The following is a 10766-nucleotide window of genomic DNA, read 5'->3' on the forward strand; positions in this document are numbered from 1 at the left end:
AGGACCAGTACGACGAAAGTTCCGGTGCATGAGCGATCTCGGTACGGCGGACCCGCTGCTGCGGCTGCTCCGTGACGGGCAGCCGCGGACGCGCGCCGAGTTGATCGAGCTCAGCGGGCTGGGGCGGTCGACCGTCACCGGGCGGATCGAGGCGCTGCTCGCGACCGGGCTCGTCGTACCGTCGGGTGAGGCCGCGTCGACCGGTGGACGGCCGCCGGCGCGGTTCCGGTTCAACCCGGCCGCGCGGCTCGTGCTGGCCGCGGACGTCGGCGCGACGCATCTGTCCGTCGCGCTCACGGATCTGACCGGGTCGATCCTGGACCGGTCGACGACACCACTCGCGATCGCCGAAGGACCCGAGGTCGTCCTCGACGCGGTCGCCGCTGCCGGGCAGGCGTTGCTGCGGACGGCGGGTCGTTCGGTCACGGAGCTGGCCGGGACGGGGGTCGGGCTGCCCGGGCCGGTCGAGCACAGCACCGGGCGGCCGAACCATCCGCCGATCATGCCGGGCTGGGACTCGTACGACGTGGCCGGCCGCTTGGGCGCGCAGCTGCCCGGGCCGGTGCTCGTGGACAACGACGTGAACATCATGGCGCTCGGCGAGCACGCGACGGCGTACCCGGACGTCGAGCACCTGCTGTTCGTGAAAGTTGCCACCGGCATCGGTGCGGGCGTGATCAGCGGCGGCCGGCTGCATCGCGGGGCGCGCGGGGCGGCCGGCGACATCGGGCACATCCAGGCGCCCGGGCACACCGAGATCTGCCGATGCGGCAACACCGGATGCCTGGAGGCGATCGCGTCGGCGGCCGCGCTGGCGACCAAGCTCGGCGTCGGGACCAGCCAGGACATCGTCGACCTGGTCCGGGCCGGCAACACCGAGGCGACCACCGCCGTACGCCAGGCCGGCCGCGAGATCGGTACCGTGCTCGCCGCCGCCGTCAGCCTGCTCAACCCGTCGGTCATCGTGGTCGGCGGCTCCCTCGCCCAGGCCGGCGACAGCCTGCTGGCCGGCCTCCGGGAAACCATCTACGCCCGATCGTTGCCCCTGGCCACCACCGACCTGCGCGTGGTCCCGTCCCGCACCGGCCGCGACGCCGCCCTCCTCGGCGCCGCCACCCTCGTCCTCAACCACACCCTCAGCTGACCCCACCCGACCCGCGCCTTCTCCTCTCGTGGGTTCACCCACCAGAGGCGGGCGTGGGGCAGGGGGTCCGGGCGGGTTAGGTGGTCCAGTGGATGGCGACCTGGTCGATCAGGCGTACGAGCTCGTCGAGCTCGCTGCCGCTGCGGGCGCGGCCGTAGCCGTGGCGGCGGCCCCAGAAGGACGCCTGGACGGCGATCAGCTGGGTCCACCGGCGGATGTGGTCGGCGTCGACACCGGACGCCGCGGCGAACTCGTCGAGCTCGGCCTGCAGGCTCCGGAGCAACTCGGCGCCCACCAGGCCGTCGTCGATGAACAGGTAGTACGCCCGGGTGCGCAGGAAGATCGCCGCGTCGAATCCCGGGTCTCCGACGTACCCCTTCGGATCGACCACCAGCCAGGGCTCGCGGTCCGCGCGCAGGATGTTCCGCGCGTGGAAGTCACCGTGCACGAGCGTCTCCGGCTGCACGCGACACAGCTCGTCCACCACGGCGACCGCCTGATCGACAACGACCGCAGGCAGTGGATGATCCAACTCTGCCGCGTCCTTCAGCAGCTCTTCGCACCACTCGTCGGCCTTGTCCGACATCCGCGGCAGCCCGTCCGGCGCCGGAACCGTCAACTGCCGCAGCACGTCCCCCGCGATCGCCGCGGCCGCGCCACCGTGCGCCGCCAACGTGCTGGCGTGCACCCGCTCGAGCAGCATCGCGTACCGCGCATCGTCACGCTCGTACAGCTTGACCGCGCCCCGCCCGCCCCAGGCCTCGAACGCGTCCGGCTCGTGCACGTTCCCCGGATGTGGGAACGACACCTTCAGTACGGCGTCTCCTTCGACCGGCACCACCACGCCGACCTGACCGTGCAGTACGTCGCCGTCGCGCTGAAGACTCCACTGGTCCAGCAGACCCTCGACGATCCCCGGCAGCTCCGCCAGCCACGCCTCCCCCGCGGCGCCTTCCCTTTGGACGGTGATCTGCGCGAACGCCTCCGGGATCATCCCCACCGCTCCGACTTCGCCGACCGGGACACCAGGCTGAACAGCATGTCCTTCGGGGTCAGCTCGCCGGCGACGACCTTCGTGACGTGTTCGGCGATCGGCATCTCGACGTCGTGGTGGTGGGCGAGTTCGCTGATCGAAGCGCAGGACTTCACGCCCTCCGCGACCTGCCGGGTGCCCTCCAGGATGTCCGCGACCGCCATCCCCCGACCGAGCTTCTCGCCGAACGTACGGTTCCGCGACAACGGCGACGAGCAGGTCGCCACCAGATCACCGAGCCCGGCGAGGCCGGAGAACGTGTGCTCCTCGGCGCCGAGCGCCGTACCGAGCCGGGCGATCTCGGCCAGCCCGCGGGTGATCACCGAGGCGCGGGCGTTGTCGCCGAAGCCGAGGCCGATCGCCATCCCGACCGCCAGCGCGATCACGTTCTTGCAGGCACCACCGAGCTCGCAGCCGATCACGTCGTTGTTCGTGTACGGGCGGAACGTCGGCGAGTGGCACAGCTTCTGCAACCGTGCCGCGGTCCCCTCGTCCGCGCAGGCCACGACGGACGCGGCCGGCTGCCCCTCGGCGATCTCACGCGCCAGGTTCGGCCCGGAGACGACCGCGATCCGTTCCGGTCCGGCACCGGTCAGCTCCGCGATCACCTCGCTCATCCGCTTCGTCGTACCGAGCTCGACACCCTTCATGAGACTGACCAGCGGGACCGCGTTCGGCAGGACGCCGGCCCAGTCCGCGAGGTTGTCCCGCAACGACTGCGACGGTACGGCGAGGACGACGGCCTCCGCTCCGTCGGCCGCCACGGCCGGGTCGTGCGTCGCGGTGATCGCCTCGGACAGCCGGATCCCGGGCAGGTACTCGGCGTTCTCGTGCTCGGTGTTGATCGCCTCGCACAAGGCCTCTCGCCGGGCCCAGACCGACACCTGGTTCCCCGCGTTCGCCAGCACCGTGGCGAACGCCGTACCCCAGGACCCGGCCCCGAACACCGCAACTTTGGTCATTCCTTCTCCTCACGTCGGGCCTTGCGCAGGTCGTAGAGCTCCTTGGGCGGTTCCTCGCCGCGCAGTTCGCCGAGCGTCTCGGCGACCCGGGCCATGATCACCTCGGTTGCCTCGTGCAACAGCTGGTTGGTCAGCGGCTTGCCCTCGAACGCGCTCAGGTCGACCGGCGTCCCGGCCCGGACCTGCAGCGTCTTGCGCGGCAGCAGCCGGAACCGGATCTTCCCGGTGTACGAGCGGATGACGTCCTGGGCGCCCCAGTTCGCGACCGGGATCACCGGGCAGCCGGTCATCAACGCGATCCGGGCGGCGCCGGTCTTCCCGGTCATCGGCCACATCGCCGGGTCCCGGGTGATCGTGCCCTCTGGGTAAACACCCACGCACTCACCGCGTTCGACCGCGGCCACCGCGTCCCGGAAAGCGTCCGCGGCCTGCGCGGAATCGCGGTACACCGGAATCTGCCCGGCGCCGCTGATAATGCTGCCGAGCACCGGGACCTTGAACACCGACGCCTTGCCGAGGAACCGCGGGATCCGCCGGCACTCCCAGATGAAATAGCCGAGCAGCACCGGGTCGAAATGCGAGATGTGGTTCGCGGCGTACACCACGCCGCCGTGCCGCGGCATGTTCTCCCGGCCACTGAACCGGCTCTTGGTGAACACGATCATGAACGGTTTGACGATCGCCACGATGATGCCGAACCAGAATCCGCGCGGCGGCCGTGGATCGGCACCCTTGCTGTCCACTGCTGCCTCCTGGTGGTCGAATGCGCCGTCGGTCATGGGAGAATCCTGCCTGATGGCAGACCTACAGGTCGCTCCCTGGACCCTGGTGATCCCGGTGAAGCGTACGGCGATCGCGAAGAGCCGGCTCGCTCCGGCCTACCCTCAGCACCGTCCCGAGCTGGCCCGTGCCTTCGCTGTCGACACTACTGCGGCCGCGCTCAGGTCTCCCCTGGTGCACGCGGTCCTGGTCGTCACCGACGACCCCCTGGTCGGCGCCGACGTGACCGCGGCCGGTGCCCGCGTGGTGCCGGACCTGCCCGCCGCCGGGCTCAACGAAGCGCTGCTGCACGGAGCCACTGTGGCGGCTGCGGAGTTCGCAGGCAACGGCATCGCGGCGCTTTCCGCGGACCTGCCCGCCCTTCGTCCGACCGAGCTCACCGCCGTACTCGCGGCCTGTACGGCGCCGCGCTCGTTCGTCGTCGACCAGCCCGGCACCGGTACCACGTTGCTCGCTGCCGCTCCCGGCGTACCGCTGGATCCGCGCTTCGGTGTCGGCTCCGCCCTGGCCCACCAGGCGTCCGGGGCGGTCCCGATCGAGGTTGCCGGCATCGAGTCGGTACGTCGTGACGTCGACACCGCGGCGGATCTCGCGCACGCCGTACAGCTCGGGGTGGGTCCGGCGACCGCGGACGTGATGTCGCTGGTCCTCGGTGCCGCGACGGGGACCGAAGGTCTAGCCTGCTGACATGCAGGCGACTGTGAGCAGGTACGACGGCGAGACGTTCTCCGGCGCGGTGCTGACCGACAGCGGGATCGAGCTCCCGTTCACCGTGCACGCGGTCGCGGACACCCCGGTGCGGCACCTGCGGGTCGGCCAACGGGTCCGGATCGAGACCACCGGCTCTGGCTCGGATCTGGCAATTACCAAGGTGGAGTTCGGCACCCGGCTCTAGTTGCCGGCTCTAGTTGCTACCGACAACGGCGAAGGCCGGTCATCCCCTGGAGTGGGGTGACCGGCCTTCGCTGGTGTTGCGTTGTGCCGCAGTGCGTGAAGCTCAGCGAGCGGTACGCTTCGCCGCGGTCTTCTTGGCGGGGGCCTTCTTGGCCGGCGCCTTCTTCGCGACGACCTTCTTGGCCGGGGCCTTCTTCGCCGGGGCCTTCTTGGCAACGGTCTTCGCCGGCGCCTTCTTGGCGACCGTCTTGGCCGGGGCCTTCTTGGCGACCGTCTTCTTCGCAGCGGCGGTCTTGGTTGCAGCGGCCTTGGCCGGAGCGGCCTTCTTGGCCGGGGCAGCCGCCTTGGTGGCGGTCGCGGCCGGCTTCGGGGCCACCAGCTTCGGCAGCTTCTTGGCACCGGAGACGACGGCCTTCAGCTCCGCACCCGCGCGGAACTTCGGAACCGTGGTCTTCTTGGCGCGCTTGGTCTCACCGGTCCGCGGGTTGCGCACGATGCGCGCGCCACGCTCGATGGCCTCGAAGGCACCGAAACCGGTGATGGCGACCTTGCCACCCTTCTTGGTCAGCTCGCGCTGGACGGTGTCGATCACCGACTCCAGTGCGTGCTGGGCCTGGCGGCGGTTTCCGTCGAAGTGCACTGCGAGCGCTTCGACCAACTGGCTCTTGTTCACTGCTTCCCTCCGTGAACACTAGGCGTCGAGCACAGCGCTCGATCTCACAGGAACGTTATGGACTGAACAGGCCATGCACAAACACCAACGCGGCAATTTGGCCTTGTTTTAGGCGATTCGGGCCACAATTTCGCCCGATCCGGGCCCCTGGAGGGTTTTCGGAGCAGATTCAGGGGTGCTTCACAGCCAGCCGCGGCGCTTGAAGATCTGGTGCAGACCTCCACACACCAAGGCCATCAGGCCGATCGCGAACGGGTATCCGAACTGCCAGTGCAGCTCCGGCATGTTGTCGAAGTTCATCCCGTAGACGGTCCCGATCAGCGTCGGGGCGAACAGGATCGCTCCCCAGGCAGAGATCCGCTTGACCTCTTCGTTCTGCTCGCTGCTGGCGATCGCGAGGCCCTTCATCTCCTCGTTCTGCTGCTGGGCGACCAGGGTCGCGTTCACCGTCAGGATGTCGCGGAGCAGTTCGCGGAAGCCGTCGACCTTCTCCACCACCTCGGTGACGTGGTCGGCGACATCGCGCAGTGAACGTTGCAGTTCCTCGTCCACGCCGTACTTCTGGAAGCCGCCGCGGAGCTGCTCGAGCATCCCGATCAGCGGCCGGGTGGCGCGCTGGAACTCGATCACCTCACGGGACAGCTCGTAGATCCGGCGGGACACCTTCGGGTCGCCGCGGAACACCTCGGTCTCGATCTCGTCGATGTCGTTCTCGAGGCCGGCGACCACTGGCGCGTACCCGTCGACGACCTTGTCCATGATCGCGTACAGCACGGCTTCGGCGCCCCGGCTGAGCAGGTCCGGATCGCGTTCGACACGACGCCGTACGGCGGCCAGGTTCGGCGCTTCGGCATGCCGGACCGTCACCACGAAGTCCGGGCCGACGAACACGTGCACCTCGCCGAACTCGACCTCCTCGGTCGCGTCCCGGTAGCGCGCGGCCTTCAGGACCACGAACAACGTGTCGCCGTACCGCTCCAGCTTCGGCCGTTGGTGCGCCTCGTTCGCGTCCTCGATCGCCAGCTCGTGCAGGTCGAACTCCTGCGCCAGCGACGCCAGCTCGCGGCGGTCCGGCCGGTACAGGCCGATCCAGGCCAGGCTCTGCGGGGCGTCGTGGAGCGCCGAGTACGTGTCCGCGAGCGAATGCGGGGACGCGACCCGGTTGCCGCCGCAGTAGATCGCGCTGTCGACGACGCTGTGCCCCTTGGGCTTCAGCGGATCGCGCTGCTGCTTGGCCTCCGGCTCGATCCCGGCGGTGGCGACGGCTGCGGCGTGCTTGCGCGCGGCGGCACGCAGTGACGGAGTACGGCTGAACGCACGGAAGGTGCGCAGGCGCAGGTCGGACATGAGTCCTCCAGATGCGGGTGATTCAGGCGAGTGATGAGCGCACGTCTGCCCGACCCACAACTGCTGGAGGAAAGTCAGTCCCCCGAAGGCCGAGCGAGACCGGTATGTCTGGAGGGATCGCTGCTGCTGTTCATGAGCGCCTCACCTCCCCGGTCTCGCAAGCCTTGTTCTGACAACCACGCAAGGGTAACACCAGAGTTATCGCCCCCGCCCACCCGAACGTTACGGGGACGACAACTCTGAAAGGCCTCTCAGGCCTCTCAGGCCTCTCAGGCCTCTCAGGCCTTTGCCGGAAGGGTTGCCGGCTTGAAGGACGGCCGGGTTGCTTCGTACGCAGCGATCTCGTCCGCGTGCGACAGCGTGATGCCGACGTCGTCGAGACCGTTCAGCAGCCGGTAGCGCGTGTAGTCGTCGATCTCGAAGGGCGCCGAGACGTCCCCGGCCGAGATCGTCTTGTTCTCCAGGTCGACCGTGACCTTGGTCCCCGGGTCGGACTCGACCGCGGTCCACAGTTGCTCGACGACGTCCTGCGTCACCAGCGCCGCGAGCAGCCCGGCCTTGCCGGAGTTGCCGCGGAAGATGTCGCCGAACCGCGACGAGACGACGACCCGGAACCCGTAGTCGAGCAGCGCCCAGACCGCGTGCTCCCGCGACGACCCGGTGCCGAAGTCCGGCCCGGCGACCAGCACCGAGACCCCTTCATACTCAGGCTGATTGAGCACGAACGACGGGTCGTTGCGCCAGGCCGCGAACAGCCCGTCCTCGAATCCGGTCCGGGTGACCCGCTTCAGGTACACGGCCGGGATGATCTGGTCGGTGTCGACGTTGCTGCGGCGCAGCGGGGCCGCCGTACCGATGTGCTGGGTGAAGGCTTCCATGATTCCCTTGCTCCTCAGTCGTTCGCAGGTACGGCGACGGGCGGCAGGTCGGCCGGTGCGGCCAGCGTCCCGGTGACGGCGGTCGCGGCGGCGACCAGCGGGGACACCAGGTGGGTCCGGCCGCCCTTGCCCTGACGGCCTTCGAAGTTCCGGTTCGAGGTGGAGGCGCTGCGCTCGCCCGGCTTCAAGGTGTCCGGGTTCATCCCCAGGCACATCGAGCACCCGGCACCACGCCACTCGGCGCCGGCCGCCTTGAAGATGTCGGCCAGCCCTTCGGCCTCGGCCTGCAGCCGGACCCGGCCGGAGCCCGGGACCACGAGCATCCGGGTGCCCTCGGCAACCTTCCGCCCGGCCAGTACGCCGGCCGCGGCCCGCAGGTCCTCGATCCGGCCGTTGGTGCAGGACCCCAGGAACACCGTGTCCACGTGGATCTCGCGCAGCGGCGTACCGGCGGTCAGGCCCATGTACTCCAGCGCCCGCTCGGCGGCGACCTTGTCGTTCTCGTTGTCGAAGTCGTCCGGCGACGGCACCACGTCCGCGAGCGCGACGCCCTGGCCCGGGTTCGTGCCCCAGGTGACGAACGGCGTGATCTCCGCGGCGTCCAGCACCACCTCGCGGTCGAAGGTCGCGTCCGCGTCGGTGGCCAGGCTCTTCCAGTACTCGACGGCGGCTTCCCAGTCGACGCCCTGCGGCGCGTGCGGCTTGTCCTTCAGGTACTCGAAGGTGGTCTCGTCCGGCGCGATCATGCCGGCCTTCGCGCCCCACTCGATCGACATGTTGCAGATCGTCATCCGGGCTTCCATGCTGAGCGCCCGGATCGCCTCGCCGCGGTACTCGACGATGTAGCCCTGGCCGCCGCCGGTGCCGACCTTCGCGATCAGCGACAGCACCAGGTCCTTGGCCGAGACGCCGTCCGGCAGCACGCCGTCGACGGTGACCGCCATCGTCTTCGGGCGGGCCTGCATCAGCGTCTGGGTGGCCAGCACGTGCTCGACCTCGCTGGTACCGATGCCGAAGGCAATCGCCCCGAACGCGCCGTGGGTCGAGGTGTGGCTGTCACCGCAGACCACGGTCATCCCGGGCTGGGTCAGGCCGAGCTGCGGGCCGATCACGTGCACGACGCCCTGGTCCGGGTCGCCGAGGGTGTGGATCCGGATGCCGAACTCCTCGGCGTTCTTCCGCAGCGTGTCCACCTGGGTCCGCGACACCGGGTCGGCGATCGGCTTGTCCACGTCGAAGGTCGGGACGTTGTGGTCCTCGGTGGCGATCGTCAGATCGGGCCGCCGGACCTGACGGCCGGCCAGCCGGAGGCCGTCGAAGGCCTGCGGACTGGTCACCTCGTGGACCAGGTGGAGGTCGATGTAGAGGAGGTCGGGCTCTCCGTCGGCATGGCGCACGACGTGCGCATCCCAAACTTTCTCCGACAACGTCCTACCCATCAGACTCTCCTTTGAGGAATTGTGTGTGGTGAGGTGCTTTCGCTCACAGTGCTCTCGATTGGGCTGCCGAAGCGACTTGCGTTCCACGATTCGAGACGGCAATATCGTCTCATGGACAACTCTAGCGGAGTCGGCGTTCTCGACAAAGCAGCTCTCGTGCTGTCCGCCCTCGAGTCCGGGCCGGCGACCCTGGCCGGGCTGGTGGCGGCGACCGGGCTGGCCCGGCCGACGGCACACCGGCTGGCGGTCGCGCTCGAGCACCACCGGCTGGTCGGGCGCGACATGCAGGGACGCTTCGTGCTCGGGCCGCGACTCAGCGAGTTGGCCTCCGCGGCCGGTGAGGACCGGCTGCTCGCGACCGCCGGCCCGGTGCTGGCGCGACTGCGCGACATCACCGGCGAGTCCGCACAGCTCTTCCGCCGCCAGGGTGAGTACCGCGTCTGTGTCGCCGCGGCGGAGCGCCCGTCCGGCCTGCGCGACACCGTGCCGGTGGGCAGTCAGCTGACGATGGCGGCCGGTTCCGCCGCGCAGATACTGCTGGCCTGGGAGGACCCGGAGCGGATGCACCGCGGCCTCCACAATGCCTCTTTCAACGCGGCGGCCCTGGCCGGCGTACGGCGCCGCGGCTGGGCGCACTCGGTCGGCGAACGCGAGCAGGGCGTCGCCTCGGTCTCGGCCCCCGTCCGCTCCCCCAGCGGCAAGGTGATCGCGGCGGTCTCGGTCTCCGGCCCGATCGAACGCCTGTCCCGCCAGCCCGGCCGAATGCACGCTCCGGCTGTCATGGCTGCCGCCGAGCGCCTGTCCGAAGCCCTCCGCAGGGCGTCCGAGTAACTAGAGCGGCCAGACCTCTCCCGTCCCACTGTCGACCAGAGCAGCACGGTCAGCCGTGGCTTCCAGCGGCAGTACGTCGTACACCGCCGCCGTCAGCACCGGCAGGGCAACCAACGGAACACGCGGGGCCAGCGTGCAATGCGGCACCCACCTGCCGGGCAGGTAGTGCCGGTGCAGGTCGGCACCTGTTCCGGTGACGGCTGACACCACGTCCTCTTGCAAACGCAGTACCTCGGAACCGACCGCCGGCGCGAGCCAGGCCCGTCCTCGACGGAAGGTGCCGAGCGCGTCGAAGTACAACTCCGGCCGCTGCGCCGCGAGCAGCGGCCGGACTGCTTTCGTCACCTCGTCCCGGTCCCACTCCCGCAGGACGGACAGCGACAGATGCGGCACGTGCCTGCCGTGGGTGTGCGACTTCAGCGTCGGTACGCCGAGATCCTCCAGCCGGTCCCAGAGCGCTCGGAGGAGGCGGTCGGTGCGACGGTCGAAGAGGAGACAGACGGCAAGTGCCACCCGTCCACGGTAAGTCGGTGATTGCCGTGGGGTCTCCGGCAGGTCACCATGAGTTCAGGTGCCGGTGCACCGCGTGCCGGGCCTTCGAGGAGGTCTGACATGGAGCGGGACTGGCTGACTCTCGGCTGGAAGATGTTGCTCGTCCGGGGTGCATTGGGCATCGTGTTCGGAATCCTGGCGATCGCGTGGCCGATCTCGACGGCGATCGCGTTCGCGCTGCTGTGGGGCATCTGGGCGCTCACCGACGGCATCGGCTCGATCGCCCAGGCGTT

General features: G+C 69.6%; 13 protein-coding genes. 5 read left to right on the forward strand and 8 right to left on the reverse strand.

The annotated features are described in order from the left end of the window. The first annotated feature begins 28 nt into the window (after positions 1-28). Positions 29-1144, forward strand: coding sequence for an ROK family protein (locus tag VFF46_RS27260; RefSeq protein ID WP_325040080.1), 1116 nt, complete (start codon positions 29-31; stop codon positions 1142-1144). Positions 1145-1220: 76 nt separating this feature from the next. On the opposite strand, the gene VFF46_RS27265 is transcribed toward VFF46_RS27260, so the two are convergent. The 3 genes from VFF46_RS27265 to VFF46_RS27275 are packed head-to-tail and all read right to left on the reverse strand — an operon-like array spanning position 1221 to position 3918. Then, positions 1221-2138, reverse strand: coding sequence for an aminoglycoside phosphotransferase family protein (locus VFF46_RS27265; RefSeq protein ID WP_325040089.1), 918 nt, complete (start codon positions 2136-2138; stop codon positions 1221-1223). Continuing rightward, positions 2135-3139 (reverse strand): NAD(P)H-dependent glycerol-3-phosphate dehydrogenase, encoded by a 1005-nt coding sequence (locus VFF46_RS27270; protein ID WP_325040081.1) that lies wholly within the window; start codon positions 3137-3139, stop codon positions 2135-2137. The genes VFF46_RS27265 and VFF46_RS27270 overlap by 4 nt, the downstream gene beginning before the upstream one ends. Then, positions 3136-3918: a lysophospholipid acyltransferase family protein gene (locus VFF46_RS27275; protein WP_325040082.1), complete on the reverse strand. Its 783-nt coding sequence runs from the start codon at positions 3916-3918 to the stop codon at positions 3136-3138. Before VFF46_RS27275 ends, VFF46_RS27270 begins: the two co-directional genes overlap by 4 nt. A 16-nt stretch (positions 3919-3934) precedes the next feature. On the opposite strand from VFF46_RS27275, the gene cofC reads away from it, so the two are divergent. Together cofC and VFF46_RS27285 are read left to right on the forward strand one after the other, a co-directional pair. Continuing rightward, positions 3935-4606 (forward strand): 2-phospho-L-lactate guanylyltransferase, encoded by a 672-nt coding sequence (gene cofC, locus VFF46_RS27280; RefSeq protein WP_325040083.1) that lies wholly within the window; start codon positions 3935-3937, stop codon positions 4604-4606. 1 nt (position 4607) lies between these two features. Beyond that, on the forward strand, positions 4608-4814 hold the full coding sequence (locus tag VFF46_RS27285) for a hypothetical protein (RefSeq protein ID WP_325040084.1): 207 nt from the start codon (positions 4608-4610) through the stop codon (positions 4812-4814). Positions 4815-4916: 102 nt separating this feature from the next. Here the strand turns inward: VFF46_RS27285 and VFF46_RS27290 are convergent, their stop codons facing one another. The 4 genes from VFF46_RS27290 to leuC all read right to left on the reverse strand — a co-directional run bounded on the left by VFF46_RS27290 (position 4917) and on the right by leuC (position 9150). Beyond that, entirely contained in the window at positions 4917-5486 is a 570-nt protein-coding gene (locus tag VFF46_RS27290; RefSeq protein ID WP_131291739.1) for an HU family DNA-binding protein, read from the reverse strand. A 180-nt stretch (positions 5487-5666) separates the two neighbouring features. Next, the gene (gene corA, locus VFF46_RS27295) at positions 5667-6833 is read right to left on the reverse strand and encodes a magnesium/cobalt transporter CorA (RefSeq protein ID WP_325040085.1); all 1167 of its coding nucleotides are present in this window, start codon (positions 6831-6833) and stop codon (positions 5667-5669) included. 278 nt (positions 6834-7111) lie between these two features. After that, entirely contained in the window at positions 7112-7711 is a 600-nt protein-coding gene (gene leuD / locus VFF46_RS27300) for a 3-isopropylmalate dehydratase small subunit (protein WP_325040086.1), read from the reverse strand. 14 nt (positions 7712-7725) lie between these two features. Continuing rightward, the gene (leuC, locus tag VFF46_RS27305) at positions 7726-9150 is read right to left on the reverse strand and encodes a 3-isopropylmalate dehydratase large subunit (protein ID WP_325040087.1); all 1425 of its coding nucleotides are present in this window, start codon (positions 9148-9150) and stop codon (positions 7726-7728) included. A gap of 111 nt (positions 9151-9261) precedes the next feature. Between leuC and VFF46_RS27310 the strand changes: the two genes are divergently transcribed. Then, positions 9262-9981: an IclR family transcriptional regulator gene (locus tag VFF46_RS27310; protein ID WP_130387568.1), complete on the forward strand. Its 720-nt coding sequence runs from the start codon at positions 9262-9264 to the stop codon at positions 9979-9981. On the opposite strand, the gene VFF46_RS27315 is transcribed toward VFF46_RS27310, so the two are convergent. Beyond that, complete coding sequence (locus VFF46_RS27315) at positions 9982-10494, reverse strand: 2'-5' RNA ligase family protein (RefSeq protein WP_325040088.1); 513 nt, start codon at positions 10492-10494, stop codon at positions 9982-9984. 132 nt (positions 10495-10626) lie between these two features. Between VFF46_RS27315 and VFF46_RS40650 the strand changes: the two genes are divergently transcribed. Next, a partial coding sequence (locus VFF46_RS40650; RefSeq protein ID WP_414673097.1) for a DUF308 domain-containing protein occupies positions 10627-10766 on the forward strand: 140 nt, incomplete at its 3' end.

It is taken from the genome of Kribbella sp. (assembly GCF_035655035.1).
GTDB lineage: Bacteria > Actinomycetota > Actinomycetes > Propionibacteriales > Kribbellaceae > Kribbella.